The following is a 26,282-nucleotide window of genomic DNA, read 5'->3' on the forward strand; positions in this document are numbered from 1 at the left end:
GTCCAGAATGGAATGGCCCACCAAGCGCAAACTGTCACCATCTGTAACCATTCCGCGTGGCACCAGACAGCGGGCGAAAGCGCCGGTGCCGGGCTGGCGGGAGGTCGGATCTCCTGCTGGGTGATGAGCCCCCAAGGCGGTGAAAGCCGACTGAGCGGGACAAGAACACCGGGCGGGGCGGAAGCGCGCGACCTGCCTTCTCCCCCTGTGGGAGAAGGTGGATTGGCGCGCAGCGCCAAGACGGATGAGGGGTGTTGGAAGAAACGAGAGTTTGGAGAAATGGGCGCTCTCGGAGGGAATTCGGAAACGCCGCACTCCGTCCAACACCCCTCATCCGCCCCTGCGGGGCACCTTCTCCCACAAGGGGAGAAGGCAAATGCCTTCCCGCGACCCAAGCCATATGGCACATCGGGAGCGTGATGCGGGGAACCAACACAGCCATGACCATTCGGCGCAGCGCGGCGGCGATGCTCGCCGCATGCGCCATAACCGCATCGCAAACCCTGCCCGCGCTCGCCCATGCCTCCGACCGCGGCCATGTCCTGCTGTTGCCGACCGGCCATTACATAGCCGGCGCAGCATTGGCCGTGGCAGCATCTTTCCTGGTGTTGGCGCTGCTGCCACCGGAGCGGCTGACAGCCTTCTGGCGCCGGCGTTTGCCGCTCGGTTCGATCCCCGACCTGCGGCTGCCTGTCAGCCTCGTGTCCTTCGCCGTCTTCGCAACTCTTGTCGCCGCCGGGTTCATCGGCTCACGCGACCCGCTGTCCAACCCGCTGCCGCTGACGATCTGGACACTGCTCTGGGTCGGGCTGACGCTGGCCCAGGGCCTGTTCGGCAATCTGTGGCATTGGCTCAACCCATGGTACGGGCCGTATCGCCTGGTCAGTCGAGCATTCGGCGCCAAGGCCGGGGGCGACAGCCCGCTGCGCCTGCCCGATTGGGTCGGCTATTGGCCGGCCTTCATCCTGTTCTTTGCCTTCGCCTGGTTCGAGCTGATCTACCCCGCCCCCGACGACCCGGCGCGCCTCGCCATCGCCGTCGGCAGCTATTGGCTGTTCTCCTTCGCCGCCATGCTCGCCTTCGGCTTCGAGCGCTGGAGCCGGCAGGGCGAGTTTTTGTCGGCGTTCTTCGCCATGATCGCGCACTTCGGTATTGTCGAGGGCGACCGACAGGGCAACGGGCTGAAGCTCGCCTTGTGCTGGCCCGGCGCCAAGCTCAACGAGGCCGAAGCGCTGCCGCCCTCGGGAGCGCTGTTCCTGCTCGCGACACTGGCTTCGGTGTCCTTCGACGGCTTTTCCAAGACCTTCTTCTGGCTTGGCCTCAACGGTATCAACCCGCTCGAATTGCCCGGCCGCTCGGCACTTGTCGCCACCAACAGCCTCGGCCTGGCGGCGATGTTTATCCTGCTTGCCGCGATCGGCCTGCTCGCCGTCCTTGTCGGCGAAAGGCTGGTTCGCAGCACACAGCCCCTCCAAAAATCCACCTGCCTGTTCGTCTGGTCGATCGTTCCGATCGCGCACGCCTATCATTTCTCGCACTACCTGACATCGCTGCTGGTCAACGGCCAATACGCGCTGGTGGCGCTGTCGGACCCGTTCGCGCGCGGCTGGAACCTGTTCGGCACGGCGCATATGCCGGTCGAGGCCGGCGTCGCCATGGGCGCGAATTCCGCCTGGTTGCTGTGGAACCTGCAGGCGACGGCGATCGTCGGCGGACACGTGCTGGCGGTGCTTGTCGCCCACCTGCTCGCCTGGCGGCTGCACCCCTCCGCGGCCCGCGCCTCGCTTAGCCAGTTGCCGCTGACATTGCTGATGATCGGCTACACTGTTTTCGGCCTCTGGCTGCTCTCGACAGCCACGGCCGGATAGTGCAAATGCAGCTGGTTTTGACCTTGGGGAAGCAACTATTGCCACCTCCGGGGATTGGTGATCTAGTTTGTATACATGCAATTTTTCGCCCCGGTCCATGTTCAGGGGGGAACGGCTTCACATCCACGCGAACGTTGGTCAAAACGCACGGCAAGGGGATAGGGCATGACTGACAGCAAACGCTTCTTCGACCTCGGCAAATCAGGCCTGACGCGCCGCACCGCACTCAAGGGTCTGGCCGCAGGCGCCGGTCTGATGGCCGCACCGGGCTTCGTGCGCTATTCGCAGGCGCAGTCGTCGGCGCCGATCAAGATCGGCTTCCAGGCCCACCGCACCGGCATCGGCGCCGCCTATGGCCGCTGGTACGAGAAGACCACCAACGCCGCGGTCAAGCTGATCAACGATGCCGGCGGCATCAACGGCCGCCCGGTCGAGATCATCGTCGAGGATGACGGCACCGACCCCAAGCGCGGCGCCGAAGTGGTCGCCAAGTTCGCCAGCCAGCACAAGACCGACATTGTCTTCGGCACGTTGTTTTCCCACGTCGTCGTCGGCTCGGCGCCGACCGCCGGCGAGCTCAAGATCCCCTATTACGTCGTCAGCGAGGGCTACCACGTCGCCTCGGGCAAGCTGAACCGCTGGGTGTTCCAGCCGGGCATCACCGACGTGCGCTCGCAGGTCACCTCGGTCGCGCCCTGGGTCGCCGCCAACCTCGGCAAGAAGGTGACGATGATCTATCCGGACTATGCATTCGGCTACGATCACCGCGACTATTTCGCGCCCGCCATCAAGGCACAGGGCGGCGAGGTGGTGGCGCAAATCCCGATCCCGCCGACCGAAAGCTCGTTCACCAAATACCTGCCGCAGATCCCGGCCGACACCGAGGTGCTGTACCACGTCATGGTCGGCCCAGGCGTTCTGACCTTCGTCAAGGAACTCGGCGAATTCTACGGCTCGAACAAGCCGCAGCTGTTTGGTTTCATCGACTCGCTCGAAGCCGTCGACATCAACAGCCCGGGCCTCGAGTTCCTCGACGGCAGCCATTTCTGGGAAGGTTCGCCGCGCTACGCCCAGGCCAATGACAGCGAGGCGCAGAAAGCCTATCGCGCGGCCGTCGGCATCGACGACAATGGCGCCTCGACGACAGACGCCAAGGACGTGTCGACCGCGGCCCACATGTTCGGCTGCTGGGAGACGCTCTACGTCATCAAGAAGGCGATGGAGGATTCGGGCTACAAGGGGCCGGAGGACCGTGCCAAGTTGGTCGAGGCGACCGAGGCGCTGACCGAATTCAAGGAAGGCCCCGAGCATCCCCAAGGCGACAAGAAGTTCAACGGCAAGATCCACCAGGTCTTCGGCCACCAGAACATCTCCAAGGTCGAAGGCGGCAAGCTCAACGTCGTGCACCGGACGTCGATCGAGGACGGCATGTACGAACCGGAAGGTGATTACACGACGCAGCCGCTGTGAGGGTGCGGCACCCCACCCTCCCCCTTGTGGGGAGGGTCGGCGCGAAGCGCCGGGGTGGGGGTTGCCAACCGCTTAACTGAGCCTTTGTACCCCCACCCGACCGCTTCGCGGTCACCCTCCCCACAAGGGGGAGGGTAAGGACGCCGCACCTGAATGGCCTTCTTCCCGCATCTCCTGCTCGCCACGCTCGAAGGGCTGGTCACCTCGGCGGTGCTGGCACTGACGGCACTCGGCCTGTCGCTGGTGTTCGGCGTGATGCGCATCGTCAACGTCGCCCATGGCGAGTTCTTCATGCTGGGCGCCGTTCTGGCATGGGCGATCACCACCACACTCACCGGCCATCCCGCATTTGGCTTCGCGGTCGCCTTGGTGGTGTCGCCGCTGATCGTCGGCGCCATTGCCTGGGTGTCGGAGCGGCTGGTGCTGCGCCGCGTCGAATACAACCCGGAAGCCACCATCGTCGCCACCATCGGCCTGCTCTACATCATCCAGCAATTGGCGCTGACCTTCTACGGCCCCGAGGCGCGGCCGGTGGCGCCGCCGTTCAACTACCGCATCCAACTGCCCTGGTTTGGCTATTCCGGCTACAAGCTGTCGATCATTGCGGCCTCGGCGCTGTTGCTGCTCGCCACCTGGTTCGTGCTGACGCGCACGCGCATCGGGCTGGTGATGCGGGCGACGCAGTATGACCGCGAGACGGCGCAGGCCTTCGGCATCCCAGTCGGACGCGTCTATGGCGCGGTGTTCGCGCTCGGCGCCATGCTCGCCGCGATCGCCGCCGTGCTGATCGTGCCGATCCAGCAGGCGCATTACCTGATGGGGCTCGACCCTCTACTGCTATCGTTCATCGTCGTCATCATCGGCGGGCTCGGCTCGCTGCGCGGCACGGTCATTGCCGCCCTTCTGATCGGCGTGTCCGACGGCATCATCTCGGTGTTCTTCTCGCCGACGCTCGCCAAGATCATTGCAACGCTCATTGTCGCCATGGTGCTGGTGTTCCGGCCGCAGGGCCTGTTCGGAACGGCAGCGAAATGATCGGAGGCGAAGCGACGGCAAAGGTCTACGCGTTGCATGTGGCGGTCATAGCCCTGCTCGTCGCGCTGAATTTCGTACTGCCCGAATATCATCATGGCGTGCTGGCGCGGGTGCTGGTGCTCGCCGTCTTCGCCATGGGCTACAATCTGCTGTTCGGCTATGTCGGGCTGCTCAGCCTCGGCCATGCCATGTTCTTCGCCGCAGGGCTCTATGGCGCCGGCCTGCCGCTCTACCATCTCGGCTGGGGCGTGCCGGCGGCCTTTGCCGGCGGGGTCAGTGCAGGCCTTGTCATGTCGCTGGTCATCGGCCTGCTGGCGCTCCGGACATCGGGCGTCGCCTTCATGATCGTGACCATGATGTTCGCCCAGGTGTTTTACCTCACCACGCTCTATTTCGGCGAATGGACGCGCGGCGACGAAGGGCTGGTGCTGCAGCAGCAGGCGCGGCGGATCACGCTCGGCACCGCAACGCTCGACCTGACCAACCCAACCACGCGCTACCTGCTGGCGGTGGCGCTGTTTGCTGCAGCCCTGTTCGCCACGCTCGCCATCGTACGCTCGCGCCACGGCCGCGTGCTGGTCGCCATCCGCGAAAACGAGGAGCGGACCAGGATGCTCGGCTACGACACCTTCGCCAACAAGCTTACGGCGGTGGTGATATCGGGCGTTATCTGCGCGGCAGCGGGCGCCGCCTACGCGCTGCTGTTCGGCTATGTCGGCTCGACCTTCGCTTCGGTGCAATATTCGATCCTGCCGCTGCTCTGGGCACTGCTCGGCGGTGCCGCAACGACGCTCGGGCCGCTGATCGGCACGCTGTTCATGTACTACGTCATCGACATCACCAGCGGCTACACCTCGGCCTACATGCTGGTGGTCGGCGCGGTGCTGATCCTTTTGGTGCTCTATTTCCGCAAGGGCGTGCTCGGCACACTCCGCGAACGCTGGCTCAGGTGGCTGCCATGACGCCGCTTCTGACGACGAAAGGACTGTCGCGTCACTTCGGCGGCTTGCGCGCCGTCGACAATGTCGATTTCTCGATCGAGCCAGGCGAGATCCGGGCGGTGATCGGTCCCAATGGCGCCGGCAAGACGACCTTTGTCAGCCTCGTCTGCGGGCGCTATGCGCCGAGTGCGGGAACCATCGTGTTCGACGGCGAGGACATCACCGACATGCCGGCGCATCTCAGGGTGCGGCGCGGCATCGCCTACACGTTCCAGATCACCAGCGTGTTCGCCAATCTCAGCGCCTACGAGAACGTGGCCCTGCCGGTGCAGCGCACGCTGACCGACGGCAGATCGCGTGGCGCGGTGCGGCAGGGCGCGATGGAAGCGCTGGAGCGCGTCGGTCTGGCCGCCCGCGCGCACGAACAAGCCGGCGCGCTGGCCTACGGCCACCAGCGCTTGCTGGAAGTTGCGATGGGACTGGCGCTCAAGCCGCGCCTGCTCATCCTCGACGAGCCGACGCAGGGCCTTTCGGACGGCGAGATCGATAGCTTCATCGCCCTGGTGCGCGAGATCGCCAGGGACGCCACAGTGCTGCTGATCGAGCACAACATGCAGGTCGTGATGGAGCTGGCCCGGCGCATCACCGTGTTCAATGCCGGCAAGATACTGGCCGAGGGCAGCCCGGCCGAAATCCGCGCCAACACGGCCGTGCAGGAAGCCTATCTCGGCACCGCGCAGGAGGCCAGCGCATGAGCGCGGCGCTGACGATCGGCGGCCTCTATTGCTTCTACGGCGAAGTGCAGGTGCTACATGGGCTCGACCTGGAACTGCGCAAGGGCGAAGTGCTGTGCCTGCTCGGTCGCAACGGTGCCGGCAAGACGACGACGCTGAAGGCGATCATGGGTCTGGTGCCGGCCCGCGCCGGCTCCATCAAACTGGGCGCGCGCGAACTGACGGAACTGCCGGCGCATGAGGTGCCGAAGGCGGGTGTCGCCTACGTGCCGCAGGGCCGCCGCCTGTTTGCCGAACTGACCGTCGCCGAGAACATCGAGATCGGCCTGATGACGCGCAAAAAGGGCAAGGCGGTGCGGGAAAGCGTGCTCGACCTGTTTCCGCTGCTGCGCGACCGGCTGAAGCAGCGCTCCGGCACGCTGTCGGGCGGCGAACAGCAGATGCTGGCGATGGCGCGTGCGCTGTGCCTCGAACCCGAGGTGCTGCTGCTCGACGAACCGACCGAGGGGCTGATGCCGTCGATGATCGCCAGGATCCGCGAGACGGTGGCCGGCTTACGCGAGCGCGGGGTTTCGACCATCCTGGTGGAACAGCGGGTGGATGCGGTGCTATCGGTTGCCGACCGTGTCGCCTTCATCGAGAACGGCCGCAACCGCGAGACGGTGGACGTCGCACGGCTGCGCGACGATCCGGCGCTGGTCAGGCGCTATGTCGGCGTGGGGTAGAGCCCCCTCGCCCTGCCTCCGCTTCGCTCGGCAGACCTCTCCCCGCTGGGGAGAGGAGCTCTGAAAGGTCACCGCCAACCTCTTCTCCCCAACGGGGAGAAGGTGGCCGCGCAGCGGCCGGATGAGGGGGAGCTGCCCCTCACCCGAAGAACACAAAGCCGGCGATCAGGAAGGTCGGGATCAGCACCGCGCCCGACCACAGCATGTAGCCGAAGAAGCCGGGCATCCTGACCCCGCTCTCGCGCGCAATGGCATAGACCATGAAGTTGGGCGCGTTGCCGATATAGGTGTTGGCGCCCATGAACACCGCGCCCGCCGAGATCGCCGCCAGCGTCGAGGCAAACGTGGTCATCAGCTCCTTAGGATCGCCGCCGGCCAGCTCGAAGAACACGAGATAGGTCGGCGCATTGTCGAGGAAAGACGACAGTATGCCGGTGAGCCAGAAATAGGCGAGGTCGTTGGGTGCGCCAGTCGGCCCGGTGACCATCGACACCAATGGCGCAAAGGCACCGTCGACCCCTGCCCGCAGAATGGCAATGACCGGCACGATACAGACGAAGATGCCGGCAAACAGCTTGCCCACTTCAAGGATCGGGCCCCAGTTGAAGCCGTTAGCGGCGCGGTACTCCTTACGGGTGATGCGCAGCGAGACGAGCGCAAGCACCACGATGATGGCGTCGCGGACGAGATTCTGCAGTTCGACGTGCACGCCCTGAATGGTGAAGGCGATGCCGGGCTTCCACGAAGCCGACAGCAGGATAGCGCCGATGACACCGCCCAGCAGGACGATGTTGGCGACGCCGCGGATGCGGACCTTGGAGTCCGGTGTCGGGTCCTTGATCTTGGGCTGGCCCTGCTCGCGGCTGTGCAGGAACCAGTCGAGTGCGAGGAAGGTAGCGAGCACGATGCCGCCGACGAACAGCGTCTCGCGCCACAGATTGGCCGTGGTCCAGAAGAAATCGACGCCGCGGAGGAAGCCGACGAACAGTGGCGGGTCGCCGAGCGGCGTCAGCGAGCCGCCGATGTTGGACACCAGGAAGATGAAAAAGACGACGACATGGGCGTTGAACGGCCGGTTGTCGTTGGCACGGATGATCGGGCGGATCAGGATCATCGACGCGCCTGTCGTGCCGACCACCGAGGCAAGCGCAGCACCTATCAGCAGCAACGCGCCATTGACCATGGGCGTGCCGTGGATGTTGCCGGCGACCAGGATGCCGCCGGCGATGGTGAACAGCCCGAACAGCAGGATGATGAAGGACATGTATTCGAGCAGCAAGGCATGCAGCACCGCCTCGGCGGAGACAGCCGTGCCGAACGCAATCGCCATCGGCACGACGACGAGGGCCGCCCAGAGGGCTGTGATCTTGCCGTAATGGTGCTCCCAGACGTGGGGATAGAGCAGCGGCCCAGTGGCAATGCAAAGCAGCAAGCCGGCAAAAGGCAGCGCCCACCACAACGACATCGCGGCACCGGGCAATCCAGCTTCCGCTGCAAAAGCCGAACCGGCGGTCAGCAGCAACCCGAACAGCGCCAAGGGAGCTGCAGCAATATGCAAGAGTTTCATTTCGTCCCCTCAAGCCGACGCAAACGCCGGTTTATCCAGTAGGCGATCGCCAATGCTCAAACGAGCTTGACGCCGGCGTCGCGCATCTTTCCGATCATGATGTCGAGCGAGCCGCCGAGATCGATCGCGCGGCAGGCATCGAGCCGCACCGTCGTCGCAAACCCCTGCCTGACCGCATCGAGCGCCGAATAGGCCACGCAGAAATCGGTCGCAAGACCTACCAGAGTGATCGAGTCGATGCCGCGCTCGTTGAGATAGCCGGCAAGGCCGGTCGGCGTCAGATGATCGTTCTCGAAGAAGGCCGAATAGCTGTCGATGCCGGCGCGGAAGCCCTTGCGGATGACCAGCTCGGACTTTGCCCAGGCGAGGCCGGAATGGAAATCGGCACCCTTGCTGCCCTGGATGCAATGGTCGGGCCAAAGCGTCTGGGCGCCGTAGGGCATGTCGATGGACTCGAACGGCTGCCTGCCCTGGTGGCTGGAGGCAAAGCTGGAGTGGCCTGCCGGGTGCCAGTCCTGCGTCAACAGCACATGCTCGGTGTTGCGGATGAGATCGTTGACCAGTGGCATGATCTCGTCGCCGCCTGACACGGCAAGCGCGCCGCCGGGGCAAAAATCGTTCTGTATGTCGATGACGATGAGCGCATCACCAGCCATGGAGCCTCCATCAAACCTGCGTCGAGTGGGACCGCCGTCTTGGCGAGCGCCGAAACTCGGCCAGATGGCCGCCCGCGTCAACCGTCAAACTGGCCGTTGCAGTTCACGAGGACCACCCTCACCCAACGTTACGGGCTTTGACAAAAGGTCGCAGCGAGTTATCATTTGCATGCGAATGAGTTTGTCCGGCGACATGCCGGGAGGCATTGCGTGACCCGTTACGCGAAACCCAAGACGCTCGAAGAAGCGCTCGCGCTGCTCAGCGAAGGGTCGTGGCGTATTGTGGCGGGAGCGACCGACTTCTACCCCGCCCTCGGCAGTCGCCCCCTGCAGCAGGACGTCATCGATATCAACGGCATCGCCGCGCTGCGCGGCGTCGCCGAGACCGACAGCCATTTCATCATCGCAGCCCGGACAAACTGGACGGAGTTGCTCCGCACCCCGCTGCCTCCCGCCTTCGATGCGCTGAAGCAGGCGGCGCGCGAAATCGGCTCGATCCAGATCCAGAACGTGGCTTCGGTCGCCGGCAACATCTGCAACGCCTCTCCGGCAGCGGACGGTGTTCCGGCGTTGCAGGTGCTCGACGCCGAGGTCGAGTTGCGATCGCGGCGCGCAACGCGGATTGTTCCGCTAGACCAGTTCATCCTCGGCAACCGCAAGACCATCCTGCGGGAGGACGAGATGGTGACAGCGGTGCGGGTTCCCAAGGCGGCAACTGCCGGCAACTCCGCCTTCTACAAGCTCGGGGCGCGGCGCTACCTGGTGATTTCGATCGCCATGGCAGCAGCACGGGTCATTCTCGACGGCGAAGGACGCATTGCAACGGCGGCGGTCGCGGTGGGTTCGTGCTCGGCGGTAGCGCAGCGGCTGCATCGGCTCGAGCGCGATTTGGCCGGCCAGCCACCGGAGTTCATCGAAAGGATCGTCGGCAGCGTCACCTTCGACGAGTTGGCGCCGATCGACGACGTGCGTGGCAGCGCGGCCTATCGGCGAGCCGCGGCGCGGGAAATCGTGACGCGCGCGCTTGTGCAGGCCGCCGGCGCAAGCGACAGACGTGCGGCGGCATGAAAAACGACCGCGCGCCGATCAGCTTCACCGTCAACGGCGCACCGGTGTCGGTATCGGCGGCGCCGATGCGGCGACTGTCATCGGTCCTGCGCGATGAACTCGGGCTCACCGGCACCAAGGTCGGCTGCGATGCTGGCGACTGCGGCGCCTGCACCGTGATGCTCGACGGCGAGCCGGTCTGCGCCTGCCTGTTGCCGATGGCTTCGGTGGAAGGTGCTGCCGTGCGCACGGTCGAGGGCCTGGGCGGCGACGGCCTGTCCGCGCTCCAGGCCTCATTGCTGGCGCATGGCGCCGCACAATGCGGCATCTGCACCCCTGGAATCCTGGTGGCGGCCACCGCACTGCTCGAACGCAATGCGTCCCCTGGCGAAGCCGCAGTGCAGGAGGCGCTCGGTGGCGTTCTGTGCCGCTGCACCGGCTACCGCAAGATCGTGGCAGCGGTGATGGAGGCGCATCAACACATACCAGGCCGTGTCCCGGACTTTAGCCTCCCGCCCGCAGGCCATGCCGTCGGCGCCTCGCCGGTCAGGCTCGACGGCGTGGCAAAGGTGACCGGGGCGGAGAAATTCGGCGGCGATTCGTTCCCGGCGGATGCGCTGTCGGTACTGGTCGTCCGCTCACCGCATCACCGCTCAGCGTTCAGCTTCGGCGACCTTGAGGCGTATGTGGCGGACAATGCCGGCGTGGTCGCGGTTTTCACTGCCGCGGACATTCCCGGGATCAATTGCTTCGGTGTCATCCCGCCCTTCGCCGACCAGCCGGCTTTGGCCGAAGGCGAAACCCGGTTTCGCGGCGAGGCTATCGCGCTCGTCGCCTGCGAAAGCTGGGCGGCTCGCGAACTGGACCTCGCCAGGTTCCCGGTGCAATGGCGCGAACTGCCGGCAGTGATGGAGCCTGCCGCGGCACAGGCGACGGGGGCGGCACTGATCCATTCCAGCCGGCCTGGCAATCTCCTCGTGCAAGGCGTGGTCGAGCATGGCGATGCCAAAACGGCGCTCGCCAACGCGGCTGTCGTCGTGTCTGGCAGCTTTGAAACCTCCTATGTCGAGCATGCCTATATCGAACCGGAAGCCGGCTATGCATTCGTCAACGACGGCGTGCTCACCATCGTCGCCTGTACGCAGGCGCCGCACATGGACCGGGACGACACGGCGCGCATCCTCGGCCTTGCACCGGACAAGGTCCACATCGTGCCGACTGCGACCGGCGGCGGCTTCGGCTCGAAGATCGATGTCTCGCTGCAGCCGCTGATCGGCCTCGTCGCGCTGAAGACCGGCCGGCCGGCGGCGCTTGCCTACACGCGCACGGAATCGATGGCCTCGACCACCAAGCGCCATCCCGCTTCGATGCAGGCGACGATCGGCACCGATGCCGACGGCATGATCCGCGGGATGATCTTTGCCGGCGATTTCAACACCGGCGCCTATGCCAGTTTCGGGCCCACCGTCGCCAACCGCGTGCCGGTGCATGCATCGGGCCCCTATGCCACGCCGAACTATCGCGCCAATGCCCGCGCCATCCACACCAACGGCCCGGTGTCGGGCGCCTTCCGCGGTTTCGGCGTGCCGCAGGCAACGCTGATGCAGGAAACCCTTTATGACGAGCTGGCCGACAGGCTCGACATCGATCGGTTGCAGTTTCGCTTGCAGAATGCGCTTCGAAACGGCTCCGAAACAGTGACCGGCCAGCGTCTCGAAACCGGCGTCGGCATCATCGACTGCCTCGCCGCACTGGAGCCGCATTGGCGGCGCGCTTTGGCTGAGGCGGAGGCCTTCAATGTATCCCAGGTCGGTGTCAGGCGCGGCGTCGGCATCGCCTCGTGCTGGTACGGCTGCGGCAACACCTCGCTGCCCAACCCCTCGACCATCAAGCTCGGCATCACCCCCGACGGCAAGGTGGCGCTGCACCAGGGCGCAGTCGACATCGGCCAGGGATCGAACACGGTGATCGCCCAGATCGCTGCCGACGCGCTCGGCCTGCCGCTCGGCGATTTCGTCTTGCGCGGCGCGGACACGTCGATCACGCCCGATGCCGGCAAGACCTCGGCGTCTCGCCAGACCTATGTCTCGGGCAAGGCGGCGGAGAAGGCGACGCGGACGCTGCGCGAAAAGGTGCTGCGCTATGCCAATGTCTCGGCCGAGGCATCGCTGCAATTGCTGCCCGGCGGCCTGCTGCTGGTGCATGAAGGCGGCGAGCGGCGGCGCATCGATCTTGCGCTGCTAAAGCCCGACGGCGACGGCTTGGTCTTTGCGGCAGAAGAGAGCTACGACCCGCCCACCACGCCGCTCGACGCCAAGGGCCAGGGCAAGCCCTATGCCGTCTACGGCTATGGCGCGCAGATCGCCGAGCTCGAGGTCGACATGGCATTGGGTACGGTCAGGCTGGTCAAAATCACCGCAGCCCACGATGTCGGCCGCGCGATCAATCCGCTGCTCGCCGAAGGACAGATCGAGGGCGGTATCGCCCAGGGCATCGGCATGGCGCTGATGGAAGAATACATCCCCGGCCGGACAGAAAACCTGCACGACTACCTGATCCCGACCATCGGCGACGTTCCGCCGATCGAGACCATCCTGGTGGAAGTTCCGGACCCGGAAGGACCCTTCGGCGCCAAGGGCTTGGGTGAACACGTTCTGATCCCGACAGCACCGGCGATCCTCAACGCCATCCGCCACGCCACCGGCGTTCTGGTGACCAAGGTGCCGGCAACGCCGTCGCGCATCCTGGCGGCAATCCAGGAGGCGCGCCGATGAACGAGCTCTCCGAACGCTTCGAGACGCATGAGCCCGGCGACAGGCAGGCGGGCGAAAAGCTGCGCTGCGATGCCTGCCCTGTCATGTGCTACATCGCCGAGGGCCGCACCGGCGCCTGCGACCGTTACGGCAATTTCGGCGGCCGCATCGTGCGCTGCGACCCCGTGCGCGTGCTCGACTTTGCGGTCGAAAGCGGCGCCCCGCTGGTGCCGTTCGGCGGCGAGGCCTGGGACGGCGAGCTTGTCAACACCGGCCGGCGTTTCGTCACCGCCATCGGTTCCGGCACGACCTACCCCGACTACAAGCCGGCTCCCTTCATCGTCAGCCAGGAGGTCGAGGGCGTCGACCTGGTGACTGTCGTCACCGAAGGCATCTTCTCCTACTGCGGCGTCAAGGTGAAGATCGACACCGACCGCCATCTCGGACCTGAAACGGCGACTGTGCGCGCGCAGGGCGAAGCGGTCGGCCATGTGACGACGGGCGAATACGGCTCGCAGATGCTGTCGCTCGGCGGCGTGCACCACCTCACCGGCGGTTCGAAATCCGAGGGCCGGGTGACCTGCGAGACCCTGCTCGACCTCTGCAACAAGAAGCCGGTGGAACTGACCATCGACAGCGGCGCGACCATTGTGGTCGAAGCCGGCAAGGCGCCGGTCATCGACGGCCAGACCGAACACCGCATGCGCGTCGGCTGCGGCTCGGCGGCCATCGGCATGTTCGCCACGCAATGGCGCGGGCTGGTCGACGAGGTGGTGGTGGTCGACGATCACATCACCGGTGTCGTTTCCGAACACCAGGCCGGAAAGGTGCTGGGCTGGGAAGACACGGGGATAAGAATCCTCGGGCGAAAATCCACGCCGGGGCGCTATTTCAAGGTCTCGGAGCCTGGGCTCGGCTGGGGCGGCACCAGTATCTCCGACCCGCTCTCCATCCTCGGCGACTGGAACGCCAAGAAGGGCGCCCGCCCCGGGCTCACGCTGCTGATGGTGTCGACGACAGGCGAACAGTTCGCCTATTACGAGCTCGACGACCAGCTGAGGCCGGTCGAAAAGCCGTTTCCCGAACGGCTGCGCAAATCCGTTGGGCTGATCGAGGACAATTGTGAGCCGGCTTTGTGCACCGTTCTGTTCGTCGGCGGCGCAGGCGGCTCGCTGCGCGCCGGGGTCACCGAAAACCCCGTCAACCTGACGCGCTCCGTCCATGGACTGAAGACCTATGTGACGGTCGGCGGCGCGCCGGTCTATGTCTGGCCGGGGGGCGGCATCACACTGATGGTCGACGTCACGCGCGTCCCCGATGGCGCCTTCGGCTATGTGCCGACCCCGGCGCTGGTGGCGCCGATCGAGTTCACGCTGCGCAAGGACGATTATCTGCTGCTCGGCGGACATGCCGCCGAGATCAGGAGCATCGGCGACGTGCTCGCCCGCGGCGGCGAATATTTCAACGAGCGGGCGGAGGCCCGGGCCTGTGCCGACAATCCGTGGCCGCCACTGGCGCAACTGCGCCGGGCGCCGGGCGGATCGTCATGAACGGACCCCAGGCAAGCTGGCTGCCGGACGGACGCCGGCTGCATCTCAACCACGGCCCGATCGACCTGATCGTCGAGGGTTTCGGCGCCAAGGACGAGTTGCATGCCGCCTACAGCCAGGCGGTCGAACGCTTCCAGACCATCTTGCCCGAACTGGTCGAAGAGCTGACCGAGCTGCGCCGACCGGCTTCGACCAGTCCCCGGCGCTTCACCGGCCCGACGGCACGACGCATGGAGGCGGCGGTCGCGCCGCTGGCCGAACAGTTCATCACGCCGATGGCTGCCGTCGCCGGCTCGGTGGCCGACGAGATGCTGGCGGCAATGGTTGCCGGAAGCCGGCTCGACCGGGCCTATGTCAACAATGGCGGCGACATCGCGCTGTACCTCGCCCCTGGCCAGCAGATGTCGGCAGCCATCGCCGGCACCGGCCATGGTCTCGCCGACCGGATGACGATCCGCTGGCAGGACCCGGTGCGCGGCATCGCCACCAGCGGCTGGCGCGGGCGCAGCTTTTCGCGCGGCATCGCCGATGCGGTGACGGTGCTTGCCGCGAACGGGGCGGCGGCGGACGCAGCGGCGACGCTGGTCGCCAACGCCGTCGACCTGCCCGGCCACCCGGCAATCGTGCGCAGGCCTGCGTGCGAACTGGCACCCGACAGCGATCTCGGCGACAGGCTGGCGACCACCGGCGTCGGCTTGCTGACGCCCCGGGAGATCTTCCGAGCGCTCGACGCGGGGCTTGCGGTCGCCGACCAGATGCGGCGGCAAGGGTCGATCCAGACTGCCGTGCTATTCCTTGCAGGCGAACATCGTGTCAGCGGCATGCCGGCTGAGCGGTTCACGAGGGGGGTACTGAGCCATGCATGAGTTTCCGATCCGCAAGATTGCGGTGACCGTCGAAGAGATATTCCACGACGGTGGGCCGCCCGCCCGCGAGCCGCGACGACGTGCGGCCGCACTTGCGGTGGTGAAGAACCCGTTCGCCGGGCGCTATGTCGAGGATCTGCAGAGCGCCATGGACGATCTCAAGCCGCTCGGGCTGATGCTGACCGACCGGCTGATCGCGGCGCTTGGCAGCGATGCCAAGGCCATCGACGGCTATGGCAAGGGTGCCATCGTCGGCAGTGCGGGCGAACTCGAACATGGGGCGCTGTGGCATGTGCCCGGCGGCTACGCCATGCGCGAAAGGCTGGGCGAGGCCAAGGCGATCGTGCCTTCGGCCAAGAAACTCGGCGGCTTCGGCGCGCGCATGGACGTGCCGGTCGGGCACATCAACGCAGCCTATGTGCGCAGCCATTTCGACGCCATGGAAGTCGGCGTGCCGGACGGTCCGCGTCCCGACGAGATCGTCTTCGCACTGGTCATGACTTGCGGGCCGCGCATCCACGACCGCATGGGTGGATTGAAGGCCTCCGACATCAAGGCCTGGGACGGGTTGAGATGAGCCCTGAACCAGCCGAGGGCGACTATCAATTGCAGGGGCAGATCGGGTTCATTCTGCGCAAGGCGCACCAGCGCCATTTGGCGATCTTCGCCTCGCATATCGGCGACCTGACGCCGCCGCAATTCGCGGCACTGGCCAAGTTGCGCGATGTCGGCGAGACCTCGCAAAACCAGCTCGGCGGGCTGATCGCCATGGATGCGGCGACGGTCAAGGGCGTGATCGACCGGCTCGCCGCGCGCGGGCTGGTGCAACTGGCCAAGCACGAGGTCGACAAGCGGCGGCTGATGGTGCGCCTGACCGGCGAAGGGCGGCAGATGATCGACCAGCTTGTGCCGCTGGCGCGCACGATTACCACCGAGACGCTGTCGCCGCTGTCCGCCAAGGATGCGGCGACGCTGGTGATACTGCTTTCGAAGATTAGCTGAGGGAGTAGGGGAGTAAGGCAGTATGTTACTCCCTATTCCCCTATTCCCCTATTCCCCTATTCCCCTATTCCCCTATTCCCCTATTCCCCTATTCCCTTAATCCCCATACGGCACCCAGACGTTCTTGACCTCGACGGCGCGGCGCAGGAAGGCCTCGCCCTGGGCGGTTGGCCAGTCGAGACCGCGGCCATGGCCGGTCCAGACGCGCTTGAGGTTGCCCGTCGATTCCGCTTCAGCCTTGGCGCAGGTCTCGGCCTCGGCGACGACCCAGAGGCCGTCGACGTCGTCATGCTTGGCAAGTACCGCGGCAAGCTCGGCGGTGTGGCCGGTGACGATATTGATCGCACCCGCCGGCAGGTCGGAATATTCGATCACCTGGTAGAGATCGGTGGCGACCAGCGGCGCCGTGGTCGAGGGCACCACGACCACCGTGTTGCCCATGGCCAGTGCCGGAGCGACGAGCGAGACCAACCCGAGCAGCGGGGCCTCGTCGGGAGCGACGATGCCGATGACGCCAACAGGCTCGTGCAGCGCCAGCGTCACCGTGCGGGCCGGCGGCTGGTGCACCCGGCCCTCGAATTTGTCGGCCATGCCGGCATAATAGAACAGCCGCTCGATCGAGGTTTCCACCTCGGCCTTCGCCACCTTGTGGCTGGCAGCGGTCAGTTCCGAGATGCGGGCGGCGAACTCCTCCGTGCGGCCCGACAGGTTTTCGGCGAGGTAGTAGAGCACCTGCGCGCGGTTGTAGACTGTCGCCTCCGGCCAGGCCTTGCAGCCGCGCGCCGCCGAGACCGCGTCGCGGATGTCCTTGCGGCTACCTAGGCCGACCTCGCCCGCGAGCTTGCCCTTGGGTGTCAGCACCGGCAACGAATAGTTGCCGTCGGGGCGCACCTGCTTGCCGCCGATGAACAGCTTGGCGGTACGGTCGATACCGTGGCTCTCGCCATTGTCGCGCGCGGCTGCCTTCGGTGCCGCCGCAGGCTTGATGACCGGCCCATGCGGCTCGCTGGGCGCCAGATACTCCTCCAGCCCCTCGCGCCCGCCCTCGCGGCCGAAGCCTGACTCGCGATAGCCGCCGAAGCCGCAGGCGGCGTCGAACATGTTGGTGCCGTTGACCCAGACCACGCCGGCCTTGAGCTGCGGCGCGACATGCAGTGCCAGATTGACATTCTCGCTCCACACCGAGGCGGCAAGGCCATAACGGGTGTTGTTGGCGAGCTCGACCGCCTCCTCGGTGTTGCGGAAGCTCATGGTGGCGAGCACCGGGCCGAACACTTCCTCCTGGGCGAGGATGTTGGCAGGCGCAACACCGGTCGCCAGTGTCGGCAGGTGGTAATAGCCGGTCGTTGGCACGTCCTGGTCCGGCTGCCAGCAAACGGCACCCTGCCTGGCGCCCTCCTCGACCAGGCGCCTGACCCGGTCGAGCTGGGTCTTGTCGACCAGCGGGCCGATGTCGGTGTTCTTGTCCAATGGCGCGCCGACGCGCAGCCGGCTCATGCGCGTCTTGACCTTGGCGATGAAGGCATCCGCGACGCTTTCCTGCACCAGGAGGCGCGAGCCGGCGCAGCAGACCTGGCCCTGGTTGAACCAGATGCCGTCGACAAGCCCTTCGACGGCGCTGTCGAGATCGGCGTCCTCGAAGACGATGAAGGCCGACTTGCCGCCGAGCTCCAGCGACAGCTTTTTCCCCGAGCCCGCCGTCGCCTTGCGGATGATTTTTCCCACCTCGGACGAGCCGGTGAAGGCGATCTTGTCGATGCCGGCATGGTTGACGATCGCAGCCCCTGCCTCGGGCCCACCCTGGACGATGTTGACCACGCCCTTCGGCACACCGGCGCGCTCGCATATCTCGGCGAAGAGGATCGCCGTCAGCGGCGTGAACTCGGCCGGCTTCAAGACCACCGTGCAGCCGGTGGCGAGCGCGGGCGCGATCTTCCAGGCGAGCATCAAAAGCGGAAAGTTCCACGGGATGATCTGGCCGACGACCCCGGCTGCCTTGCGGCCTGGAAACTCACGATCGAGCGACTGGGCCCAGCCGGCATGGTGGATGAAGTGGCGGATCGCCAAGGGCACATCGATGTCGCGGCTTTCACGGATCGGCTTGCCGTTGTCGAGGGTTTCCAGCACGGCAAACAGGCGCTGGTGGCGCTGCATGGAGCGTCCGATGGCATAGAGCACCTTGGCGCGCTCGTAACCCGAGGCCGCGCTCCACTTGGGCAGGGCCTTGCGCGCCGCAGCAACCGCCGCCTCGATGTCGGCAGCACCGGCATCGGAGACCTTGGCCAGAAGCTTGCCGGTCGACGGATCTTCGGTGTCGAAGCTCTTGCCGTCGACAGCGGCGCGCCAGTCGCCCGCGATGAACAGCGCCTTCGAGAAGTCGCGGGCAGAGAGCCAGGCATCGGCTTCCGTGCGGGCCTCGGGTGCTGGGGCATAATCCATGGCGTGATATCGTTCGAGGATGTTCATGAGAGGCTCTCCCTTACCCTCCCTTTTGTGGGGAGGGTGGCCCAAAGGGCCGGGTGGGGGTCGTTGTTCGGTTACATCAGTTACTTGTCTGCTGTCGGGCTTCACCCCCACCCCGCGCCTGCGGCGCGACCCTCCCCCACAAGGGGGAGGGTAAGGGGCGCAGCCTCACGCCATGGCGTGGCGGTGGTTGGCCGAGTAACGGCCGCTGACATGGTGCTCGAGCTGGCGCTCGATGTCGGTGAGCAAGCTCGACGCGCCGAAGCGGAACAGCTCGGGCTCGAGCCAGGGCCGGCCGAGTTCTTCCTTCATCAGCACCAGCCAGTCGAGCGAGACCTTCGCCGTCGAGATGCCGCCGGCGGGCTTGAAGCCAATGAGATAGCCGGTCTGCTCGTGATAGGCGCGGATCGCCCTGACCATGGCGAGGCCGACAGGCAGCGTGGCATTGACGCTCTCCTTGCCGGTCGAGGTCTTGATGAAGTCGGCGCCCGCCATCATCGCCACCATCGAGGCGAGCGTGACATTGCGCAGTGTCGCCAGGTCGCCGGTGCCCAAGATGACCTTGAGATGCGCCTCGCCGCAGGCAGCGCGGAAGGCCTTGATCTCGTCGTAGAGTTCCTGCCACCTGGCGCCAAACACCAGCCCGCGCGGAATGACGACGTCGATCTCGTCGGCACCGTCGGCAACAGACGCCTCGATCTCGGCGATACGGGTCGAAAGCGGTGCGAGACCATGCGGGAAGGCCGTCGACACCGCAGCGACATGGATGCCGGTCCCCTTCACCGCGTCGACTGCGGTGGCGACAAACGGGTGGTAAACGCAGACGGCAGCCGGGCGGATCACGGTGTCGCCCAGGCCGAGCGCTTCAACAAGATCACGCCGCAGCGGATAGACAGCCTTGGCGCAGAGCCGGCGGACGCGCTCGTCGGTGTCGTTGGAGTTGAGCGTCGTCAGGTCCATCAGCGAGATCGAGCGCAACAGCCAGGCGGCCTGGTTGTCGGCCTTGATCGAACGCCGCTTGGTCAGCGTGCCTACCCGGCGTTCCAAAGCCGAGCGGTTGACGTTCCGCATCGATTCCACGAACCCCAGGTCCAGCGCCATGCCGGGATTGCGCACGATCCCGTGGCCCTCCGCAGCGTTCGCCGCCAGCCGCGACGGCAAAGGCATGACAGTCGCTGACGACTGCAATTCGGCTTCACGCGGCTTTCCGCTCATCTGACTGCCTTTCCTCCTGATGCCCAGCATTCAAGTGACACTGTGGCGGGCGAAACATCTCAGGCACCGCCTGGCGCGGCGCGACAAAGAATAGCCCGCGGAGCGACGCTCCACGAGCCCCCTAGGGCCGGAAGATAGACGAAAAAACCAAAGGGGTGCAGCGGTATTTTGACCGGATGGTCAAGGCGTCGGATCGGCAGCCGGTCCGACGCAATCAGCCGTCAGCCGACGAAGGCGCGCTCGACGACGAAGGTGCCCGGCTCGTTGAGCGAGCCTTCGACGAAGCCGAGGCTTTCGGCGAGTTCCTTGACGTCCTTCAGCATGTGCATCGAGCCGCAGATCATGATGCGGTCGGTCTCGGGATCGAACTTGTCGATGCCGAGGTCGCTGAAGAACTTGCCCGACGAGATGAGCGCGGTGATGCGGCCCATGCGCTCGGATTCCTCGCGCGTCGTCGAATTGTAGAGCGTCACGCGGCCGTGGGTCAGTTCGCCGATCAGCGGATCGTTCTCGAGATTGGCGACCAGTTCCTGGCCATAGGCCAGTTCGGCGACGTCGCGGCAGGTGTGAGTCAAAACGACCTGCTCGTAGCGCTCATAGGTATCGGGATCGCGCAACAGGCTGGCGAAGGGTGCTATGCCGGTGCCGGTCGAGATCATGAACAGGCGCTTGCCCGGAGTCAGCGCGTCGAGCACCAGCGTCCCGGTCGACTTCTGGCGCATCAGCACGGTGTCGCCGGGCTGGATTTTCTGCAGCTCGGAGGTCAGCGGGCCATCCGGCACCTTGATCGAGAAGAACTCGACTTCATCGTCCCAGGACGGGCTTGCCACCGAATAGGCGCGGTAGACTGGCTTTTCGGCATTGGGCAGGCCGATCATGACGAATTCGCCCGAGCGGAAGCGCAGCGACTGAGGCCGGGTGATGCGGAAGGCGAAGAGGCGATCCGTGTAATGCTTCACCGAAACAACCGTTTCGGCGTAGACATTGGCAGGGATGGGGAACTGAAGCGGCTTTGCGTCGGCCGTCTTCAGCGCTGCTGCAGTGTTCATCGATCAAACCTCTCGCCCGGCGCGGGCGGCGTTTCTGGACCGGCGCGCTGCGGAAATACAGGCAAAGTGTGGGGCCTTGTTCACCTTATTAATTAGTATACAAATGATATCAGCGTCAAGATTGTGGCATAAAACGCCTTTCTAAACTGGCACATGATCGTAGTCCGGGCTTTTCGGGATTAGTCCATGGACGAGAATATTCCCGCAAACGCGGGAAATGTCGTGGCAGGCATCGACGTGGGCGGGACCTTCACCGACCTGCTGCTGGTCGACGGCGCGAATGGCGGCGCGGTCCGCATCGCCAAGACGCCGACGACGGTCGACAACCAGGCACATGGCGTCATCGCCGCGCTTGCCGAGACAGGCTTTGCCATCGCCGGTATCGACCTCATCGTCCACGGCACGACGACCACCACCAATGCGGTGCTGGAGCGGCGGCTGGCGAGGACGGGCATGATCACGACGCGCGGTTTCCGCGACGTGATCGAGCTCGGCCGCCGCACCCGTCCCCAGCCTTATGGCATGACAGGCACTTTCGTGCCGGTCATCCCGCGCAACCTCCGGCTCGAAGTCAGCGAGCGCGTCGAGGCCTCGGGGCGCGTGCGCGAGCCACTCGACGAGGACGGCATGCGGGCGGCGGTGCACGAACTGGTTGCCGCCGGCTGCGAAGCGCTGGTGATCCATTTCCTGCACGCCTATGCCAACCCGGCGCACGAGCGCCGTGCCGCCGAGATCGCCGCCGAGGCCTGGCCGAACGGGTACATCACGACCGGACACTCGCTGCTATCGGAGGCGCGCGAGTTCGAGCGCGGGGTGACGGCCTCGGTCAATGCAGCCGTGCAGCCGATCCTCGAACGTTATGTCGCGCGGCTGCGCGATGAACTGGCGAGCCGTGGCTATGGCCGCGACTTCCTGATCATGAACGGCAATGGCGGCATGATCTCGGCGCGCTTCGTCACCCGCGAGGCGGCGAAGACCGTCATGTCCGGCCCGGCCTCGGGCGTGATCGCCGCCGCCTATACCGGACGCCGAGCCGGCTTCGAGAACCTCGTCACCTACGACATGGGCGGCACCTCGACCGATGTGGCGCTGATCCTCAATGCCGAGCCGGCGGTGTCGAACGAGATCGAGATCGAATATGCGATGCCGATCCATGTGCCGATGGTGGCGGTGCACACGGTGGGCGCCGGCGGCGGCTCGATCGCGCGCGTCGATGCCTCCGGACTGATCCAGGTCGGGCCGGAGAGTGCCGGGGCCAATCCCGGACCGATCTGCTATGGCCGCGGCGGTACCGAGCCGACGATCACCGACGCCAACCTGGTGCTCGGGCGGCTCGACCCGAAGAAGCTGCTGGCGGTCGACGCCCCCGTCACGGTCGAGGCGGTGCGCAATGTCTTCGCAGACAGGATCGGCAAGACGACCGGGCTCGACGGGGTCGAGGCAGCAGGCGCGGTGCTGCGGCTGGGCAATATCAGGATGGCGGGCGCCATCCGCATGGTGTCGGTGTCGCGCGGCCACGATCCGCGCGATTTCACGCTGTTTGCCTTCGGCGGCGCCGGGCCGCTGCACGCCTCGGCGCTGGCCCGCGAACTCGGCCTTCCCCGCGTTCTGGTGCCGGCGCGACCGGGCATCACCAATGCGCTGGGCTGCGTCGTCGCCGACCTGCGCCACGACTTCGTCAACACGATCAACCAGCCGGTGGCGACGCTCGACGAGCAGCGGGCGCGGGCCGTGCTGGCGCAACACCGGGCCGAGGGCGAGACGCTGATCGCCAAAGAGGCGATCCGGCCCCGCAGCATCCGCGTCAGCCATTCCGCCGACATGCAGTTTATCGGCCAGACGCATCTCATCAACGTGCCGCTGCCCTCGGCAGAAGTCGACCGCGCCACGCTGCAGGCACTATTCGAAAGGGCCTATTTCGCCCGCTTCAAGGTCGAGCTGCCCGAGATCCGGGCCAACCTCGTCAATCTCAACACCTCGGTGACTGGCGTGCGTCCCGACATCGACCTCAGCCGGCTGATCGATCCCGCCGGGCGGGCGGCGACGCTTGCGGAGGCGCTGCGCGAGGTCAGGCCGGTGTGGTTCGACGGCGACTGGCGCGACACGCCGGTTTATGAGCGCGAAAAGCTACCGCTCGACGCCGCGATCGAAGGACCGGCCATCCTTGAGCAGATGGACGCAACGACGGTGTTGGAGCCTGGAGATAGGGCGCGAAGCGATGGGGATGGGAATATTGTTGTACAGGTGGGGAGTTGATGAAGACCCCCTCACGGTCTCGCTTCGCTCGCCACCTCTCCCCCACTCCGTGGAGGCGAGGAACCCAAGCTAGACAAGCGCCGTCGTCCAAGCGGCGATTCCTCTCCCCCGGGCAGGGGGAGAGGTGGTTTGCGCAGCAAACCGGTGAGGGGGTGCTGTTGCTCGGCAGAAGGGCGACGTCATGACCCTCGACGCCATCACCCTTTCGGTCATCCAGGCGGCGCTGCAGCAGACCTGCGACGAGATGGACCTGACATTCTCGCGCGCGGCTTTCTCGCCCGTCATCGCCGAGGCCAACGACCGCTCCGACGGCATCTACTCCGCCGTCGACGGCGCGTTGATCGCGCAGGGGTCGCAAGGGCTGCCGGTGTTTGTCGGCGTCATGCAGCACTCGACCAAAACCATCATCAAGATGATTGCTGACGGGCATGTGCTGCCGCCCGAGCCGGGCGACATCTACATCGTCAACGACCCCTATCTCGGCGGCACGCATCTGATGGACGTGCGTTTCGCCATGCCGGTATGGCGCGCAGGAAAAATCTTCTGCTGGCTGTCCAACACCGGCCACTGGCCTGATATCGGCGGCGCGGTGCCGGGCGGCTTTTCCGCCTCGGCGACTGCGGTCGAGCAGGAAGGCCTGCGCCTGCCGCCGGTCAAGCTGTTCAAGAAAGGGGTCATGGACCCCGAGATCTACGCCATCATCTGCTCCAACATCCGGGTGGCCGACCAGCGCATCGGCGATATCCGCGCCCAGGCGGCAGCGCTCCATGTCGGACAGGACAGGCTGTTCCAGATCCTGGATCGTTACGGTGACGAAACCGTTGTCGAGGCCATCGCCGAGCTGCGACGCCGGGCGGCCGAACAGATGCGGGCGCATATCGCGTCCCTGCCCGACGGCACGTACAGGTCGAAGGCCTTCGTCGATTCCGACGGCGTTGTCGACGCGCCGCTGACGATCGCGCTATCGGTCGAAAAGGCTGGCGATACGCTGACCTTCGACTTCTCAGGCTCGTCGAAACCATGCACTGGGCCGATGAACAGCGTCTTGGCCACGACCTTGTCGTCGGTCTATCTCGCCATGCGCCACATCTTCCCCGACGTGCCGATCAGTGCGGGCGCCTTCGAGCCGCTGATCGTCAAGCGGCCGGAAGGCACATTCCTCGACGCGCGCTATCCGCGACCGGTTTCAGGCTGTGCGGCGGAGGTGTCCCAGCGCATCGCCGAAGCGGTGTTCGCGGCGATGGTGCAGGCAGCACCCGACAAGGTGACGGCATCACCGGCTGGTTCGAGCGGCAACTTCGCGCTCGGCGGCAACGACCCGGCGCGCGGCCGCGACTATGTCATGTACCAGATCTCCGGCGGCGGCTATGGCGGCAATTCAGACCATGACGGGCTGTCGAATGGCTGCTCGACCATCGGCATCTCGAAATCGCCGCCGGTCGAGATCATGGAGCAGGCCTATCCGGTGCTCTACCGGCAATACGCGTTGCGCGAAGGCTCGGGCGGCGCCGGCAAGCAGCGCGGCGGCTTCGGCCTCGCCTACGAGATAGAGCTGTTGCGCGGCGAAGCCCGCGCCTCCTTCGTCATGGACCATGGCCGCTTCGGCCCGCAGGGCGCGCTCGGAGGCAAGGATGGTGCCGTCAATACGGTGACAGTTTTTCGCGACGGGCAGCCGCATGTGCCGCCGCATCTGTCGAAGGAGCAGGACATTCCGCTCAAGGCCGGCGACCGGGTTCTGGTCAGCACGCCGGGCGGCGGCGGTTATGGCGATCCGCTTTCACGCGATCCCGAACTGGTGCTGCGCGATGTCGGGCTCGGCTACTACACGCGCGAGCAGGCATCTGCGATGTTCGGGGTAATGATTGGGGATGATGGCGTGGATGTGATTTCCACCTCGCAACTACGAGCGAAGTAGCCCCCTCACCGGCCGCTTCACGGCCACCTCTCCCCCACTCCGTGGGGGAGAGGAAACGCTAACCGTGAAGGCTGGGTCACAACAGAACTTGGGTTCCTCGCCACATGCCATGGGGGAGAGGTGGTTCGCGCAGCGAACCGGTGAGGGGGCTTTGTGTACTGCCGCTGTCAGCCCAGCGCCCGCCCATCCGCGTCGAAGCGATAGGTGCGCGCCGCATCGGGCGTCGCGTAGAGCGTGGCGCCTGGGCCGGTCTGGTACTCACCGAACAAGCGAATGGTGACGAGGCCGGCCTTTTCCGTCTCAAGGAAGACGTTGGTGTCGGCGCCGAGATGTTCGGCGTGGATGACCGTGCCCTTCCAGGCGCCAGAGGTGTCGCTGACTGCGATATGCTCGGGGCGGACACCGACAGTCTTGGCGGTTTCGCCCAGCCGCGCGCCGTCGATGAAGTTCATCTTGGGCGAGCCTATGAAGCCCGCGACGAACAGGTTCGCCGGCTTGTTGTAGAGTTCCATCGGCGCACCGACCTGCTCGACGCGGCCGGCATTGAGCACGACGATGCGGTCGGCCAGCGTCATCGCCTCGACCTGGTCGTGGGTGACGTAGACCATCGTCGCCTTGAGCCGGTTGTGCAGCTGGGCGATCTCCAGGCGCGTGTTGACGCGAAGCGCCGCGTCGAGGTTCGACAGCGGCTCGTCGAACAGGAACAGCTTCGGTTCGCGCACCAGGGCGCGGCCGATGGCGACGCGCTGGCGCTGGCCGCCGGAGAGTTCGGCCGGGCGGCGCTTGAGGTAGGGCTCCAGCGACAGCATCGCCGAAGATGCCCCGATGCGCTGGTCGATCTCGGCGGCCGGCGTTCCCGCCTGCTTGAGGCCGAGCGCCATGTTGTCGCGCACGTTGAGATGCGGATAGAGCGCGTAGGTCTGGAACACCATGGCGATGCCGCGTTTGGCGGGCGGCGCGTTGGTGACCCTTTGGCCGTCGATCAGCACGTCGCCCGACGATGCGTCCTCGAGGCCGGCGATGATGCGCAGCAGCGTCGACTTTCCGCAGCCGGACGGGCCGACGAACACGACGAACTCGCCGTCCTTGACGTCGAGGTCGATGCCTTTCAGCACCTCGACCGGGCCGAAGGACTTTTTGACATTTTCGATCTTGAGCGAACCCACGGGC

20 protein-coding genes are annotated in these 26,282 nt (G+C 65.8%); 14 read left to right on the forward strand and 6 right to left on the reverse strand.

What is annotated here, in order from left to right; all coding sequences use genetic code 11:
* The first annotated feature begins 440 nt into the window (after window positions 1–440).
* The 6 genes from GGQ99_RS14380 (at window position 441) to GGQ99_RS14405 (ending at window position 6,773) form a co-directional block, all read left to right on the forward strand.
* Complete coding sequence (locus GGQ99_RS14380) at window positions 441–1,868, forward strand: hypothetical protein (RefSeq protein ID WP_425486806.1); 1,428 nt, start codon at window positions 441–443, stop codon at window positions 1,866–1,868.
* A 165-nt stretch (window positions 1,869–2,033) separates the two neighbouring features.
* Window positions 2,034–3,338, forward strand: coding sequence for an ABC transporter substrate-binding protein (locus GGQ99_RS14385; RefSeq protein WP_183263051.1), 1,305 nt, complete (start codon window positions 2,034–2,036; stop codon window positions 3,336–3,338).
* Between the two features lie 153 nt (window positions 3,339–3,491).
* Window positions 3,492–4,373 (forward strand): branched-chain amino acid ABC transporter permease, encoded by an 882-nt coding sequence (locus GGQ99_RS14390; RefSeq protein ID WP_108605760.1) that lies wholly within the window; start codon window positions 3,492–3,494, stop codon window positions 4,371–4,373.
* Complete coding sequence (locus GGQ99_RS14395; RefSeq protein WP_183263052.1) at window positions 4,370–5,335, forward strand: branched-chain amino acid ABC transporter permease; 966 nt, start codon at window positions 4,370–4,372, stop codon at window positions 5,333–5,335. The genes GGQ99_RS14390 and GGQ99_RS14395 overlap by 4 nt, the downstream gene beginning before the upstream one ends.
* Window positions 5,332–6,069: an ABC transporter ATP-binding protein gene (locus GGQ99_RS14400; protein ID WP_183263053.1), complete on the forward strand. Its 738-nt coding sequence runs from the start codon at window positions 5,332–5,334 to the stop codon at window positions 6,067–6,069. Before GGQ99_RS14395 ends, GGQ99_RS14400 begins: the two co-directional genes overlap by 4 nt.
* Window positions 6,066–6,773 (forward strand): ABC transporter ATP-binding protein, encoded by a 708-nt coding sequence (locus GGQ99_RS14405; protein ID WP_183263054.1) that lies wholly within the window; start codon window positions 6,066–6,068, stop codon window positions 6,771–6,773. The genes GGQ99_RS14400 and GGQ99_RS14405 overlap by 4 nt, the downstream gene beginning before the upstream one ends.
* Window positions 6,774–6,912: 139 nt before the next feature.
* Here the strand turns inward: GGQ99_RS14405 and GGQ99_RS14410 are convergent, their stop codons facing one another.
* Both GGQ99_RS14410 and pncA read right to left on the reverse strand, forming a co-directional pair.
* On the reverse strand, window positions 6,913–8,340 hold the full coding sequence (locus GGQ99_RS14410) for a sodium:proton antiporter (RefSeq protein ID WP_183263055.1): 1,428 nt from the start codon (window positions 8,338–8,340) through the stop codon (window positions 6,913–6,915).
* A gap of 56 nt (window positions 8,341–8,396) precedes the next feature.
* Window positions 8,397–8,996, reverse strand: a complete 600-nt coding sequence (pncA, locus tag GGQ99_RS14415; RefSeq protein WP_183263056.1) for a bifunctional nicotinamidase/pyrazinamidase — start codon at window positions 8,994–8,996, stop codon at window positions 8,397–8,399.
* 210 nt (window positions 8,997–9,206) lie between these two features.
* On the opposite strand from pncA, the gene GGQ99_RS14420 reads away from it, so the two are divergent.
* Genes GGQ99_RS14420 through GGQ99_RS14445 form a run of 6 tightly spaced genes read left to right on the forward strand, consistent with a single transcriptional unit; the run spans window position 9,207 to window position 16,214 of the window.
* Entirely contained in the window at window positions 9,207–10,064 is an 858-nt protein-coding gene (locus tag GGQ99_RS14420; protein WP_183263057.1) for an FAD binding domain-containing protein, read from the forward strand.
* Window positions 10,061–12,817, forward strand: a complete 2,757-nt coding sequence (locus GGQ99_RS14425; protein WP_183263058.1) for a molybdopterin-dependent oxidoreductase — start codon at window positions 10,061–10,063, stop codon at window positions 12,815–12,817. Before GGQ99_RS14420 ends, GGQ99_RS14425 begins: the two co-directional genes overlap by 4 nt.
* Window positions 12,814–14,346 carry a 6-hydroxynicotinate reductase gene (locus GGQ99_RS14430; RefSeq protein WP_183263059.1) on the forward strand — a complete coding sequence of 511 codons (1,533 nt, stop codon included), beginning with the start codon at window positions 12,814–12,816 and terminating at the stop codon, window positions 14,344–14,346. Before GGQ99_RS14425 ends, GGQ99_RS14430 begins: the two co-directional genes overlap by 4 nt.
* Complete coding sequence (locus GGQ99_RS14435) at window positions 14,343–15,212, forward strand: UPF0280 family protein (RefSeq protein WP_183263060.1); 870 nt, start codon at window positions 14,343–14,345, stop codon at window positions 15,210–15,212. Before GGQ99_RS14430 ends, GGQ99_RS14435 begins: the two co-directional genes overlap by 4 nt.
* Window positions 15,205–15,789: an amino acid synthesis family protein gene (locus GGQ99_RS14440; RefSeq protein ID WP_183263061.1), complete on the forward strand. Its 585-nt coding sequence runs from the start codon at window positions 15,205–15,207 to the stop codon at window positions 15,787–15,789. Before GGQ99_RS14435 ends, GGQ99_RS14440 begins: the two co-directional genes overlap by 8 nt.
* A complete protein-coding gene (locus GGQ99_RS14445) occupies window positions 15,786–16,214 on the forward strand; it encodes a MarR family winged helix-turn-helix transcriptional regulator (protein ID WP_183263062.1) in 429 nt (142 codons plus the stop codon). The genes GGQ99_RS14440 and GGQ99_RS14445 overlap by 4 nt, the downstream gene beginning before the upstream one ends.
* Before the next feature lie 96 nt (window positions 16,215–16,310).
* Here GGQ99_RS14445 and GGQ99_RS14450 read toward each other — a convergent pair whose 3' ends face one another.
* From GGQ99_RS14450 to GGQ99_RS14460, 3 genes are all read right to left on the reverse strand, one after another.
* The gene (locus GGQ99_RS14450) at window positions 16,311–18,680 is read right to left on the reverse strand and encodes an aldehyde dehydrogenase family protein (protein ID WP_183263063.1); all 2,370 of its coding nucleotides are present in this window, start codon (window positions 18,678–18,680) and stop codon (window positions 16,311–16,313) included.
* Between the two features lie 165 nt (window positions 18,681–18,845).
* Window positions 18,846–19,892, reverse strand: coding sequence for a deoxyribose-phosphate aldolase (gene deoC, locus GGQ99_RS14455; RefSeq protein ID WP_183263064.1), 1,047 nt, complete (start codon window positions 19,890–19,892; stop codon window positions 18,846–18,848).
* Window positions 19,893–20,113: 221 nt separating this feature from the next.
* Entirely contained in the window at window positions 20,114–20,941 is an 828-nt protein-coding gene (locus tag GGQ99_RS14460) for a ferredoxin--NADP reductase (RefSeq protein ID WP_108605774.1), read from the reverse strand.
* A 186-nt stretch (window positions 20,942–21,127) separates the two neighbouring features.
* On the opposite strand from GGQ99_RS14460, the gene GGQ99_RS14465 reads away from it, so the two are divergent.
* Window positions 21,128–23,197, forward strand: coding sequence for a hydantoinase/oxoprolinase family protein (locus GGQ99_RS14465; protein WP_183263065.1), 2,070 nt, complete (start codon window positions 21,128–21,130; stop codon window positions 23,195–23,197).
* Between the two features lie 181 nt (window positions 23,198–23,378).
* The gene (locus GGQ99_RS14470; protein ID WP_183263066.1) at window positions 23,379–25,112 is read left to right on the forward strand and encodes a hydantoinase B/oxoprolinase family protein; all 1,734 of its coding nucleotides are present in this window, start codon (window positions 23,379–23,381) and stop codon (window positions 25,110–25,112) included.
* Window positions 25,113–25,279: 167 nt separating this feature from the next.
* Here GGQ99_RS14470 and GGQ99_RS14475 read toward each other — a convergent pair whose 3' ends face one another.
* A complete protein-coding gene (locus GGQ99_RS14475) occupies window positions 25,280–26,278 on the reverse strand; it encodes an ABC transporter ATP-binding protein (RefSeq protein ID WP_108605777.1) in 999 nt (332 codons plus the stop codon).
* Window positions 26,279–26,282: the final 4 nt, after the last annotated feature.

This window comes from Aminobacter niigataensis, assembly GCF_014200015.1.
In the GTDB taxonomy this organism is placed as follows: Bacteria; Pseudomonadota; Alphaproteobacteria; order Rhizobiales; family Rhizobiaceae; genus Aminobacter; species Aminobacter niigataensis.

Excerpts from the sequence above, each read along its gene's own strand:
- GGQ99_RS14385 (WP_183263051.1), top strand. The coding sequence starts at position 2,034 with ATGACTGACAGCAAACGCTTCTTCGACCTCGGCAAATCAGGCCTGACG.
- GGQ99_RS14395 (WP_183263052.1), top strand. The coding sequence starts at position 4,370 with ATGATCGGAGGCGAAGCGACGGCAAAGGTCTACGCGTTGCATGTGGCG.
- GGQ99_RS14435 (WP_183263060.1), top strand. The coding sequence starts at position 14,343 with ATGAACGGACCCCAGGCAAGCTGGCTGCCGGACGGACGCCGGCTGCAT.
- GGQ99_RS14400 (WP_183263053.1), top strand. The coding sequence starts at position 5,332 with ATGACGCCGCTTCTGACGACGAAAGGACTGTCGCGTCACTTCGGCGGC.
- GGQ99_RS14450 (WP_183263063.1), bottom strand. The coding sequence starts at position 18,680 with ATGAACATCCTCGAACGATATCACGCCATGGATTATGCCCCAGCACCC.
- GGQ99_RS14410 (WP_183263055.1), bottom strand. The coding sequence starts at position 8,340 with ATGAAACTCTTGCATATTGCTGCAGCTCCCTTGGCGCTGTTCGGGTTG.
- GGQ99_RS14465 (WP_183263065.1), top strand. The coding sequence starts at position 21,128 with ATGGACGAGAATATTCCCGCAAACGCGGGAAATGTCGTGGCAGGCATC.
- GGQ99_RS14445 (WP_183263062.1), top strand. The coding sequence starts at position 15,786 with ATGAGCCCTGAACCAGCCGAGGGCGACTATCAATTGCAGGGGCAGATC.
- GGQ99_RS14460 (WP_108605774.1), bottom strand. The coding sequence starts at position 20,941 with ATGAACACTGCAGCAGCGCTGAAGACGGCCGACGCAAAGCCGCTTCAG.
- GGQ99_RS14390 (WP_108605760.1), top strand. The coding sequence starts at position 3,492 with ATGGCCTTCTTCCCGCATCTCCTGCTCGCCACGCTCGAAGGGCTGGTC.
- deoC (WP_183263064.1), bottom strand. The coding sequence starts at position 19,892 with ATGAGCGGAAAGCCGCGTGAAGCCGAATTGCAGTCGTCAGCGACTGTC.
- GGQ99_RS14470 (WP_183263066.1), top strand. The coding sequence starts at position 23,379 with ATGACCCTCGACGCCATCACCCTTTCGGTCATCCAGGCGGCGCTGCAG.
- GGQ99_RS14380 (WP_425486806.1), top strand. The coding sequence starts at position 441 with ATGACCATTCGGCGCAGCGCGGCGGCGATGCTCGCCGCATGCGCCATA.
- GGQ99_RS14430 (WP_183263059.1), top strand. The coding sequence starts at position 12,814 with ATGAACGAGCTCTCCGAACGCTTCGAGACGCATGAGCCCGGCGACAGG.
- GGQ99_RS14405 (WP_183263054.1), top strand. The coding sequence starts at position 6,066 with ATGAGCGCGGCGCTGACGATCGGCGGCCTCTATTGCTTCTACGGCGAA.
- GGQ99_RS14440 (WP_183263061.1), top strand. The coding sequence starts at position 15,205 with ATGCATGAGTTTCCGATCCGCAAGATTGCGGTGACCGTCGAAGAGATA.
- GGQ99_RS14425 (WP_183263058.1), top strand. The coding sequence starts at position 10,061 with ATGAAAAACGACCGCGCGCCGATCAGCTTCACCGTCAACGGCGCACCG.
- pncA (WP_183263056.1), bottom strand. The coding sequence starts at position 8,996 with ATGGCTGGTGATGCGCTCATCGTCATCGACATACAGAACGATTTTTGC.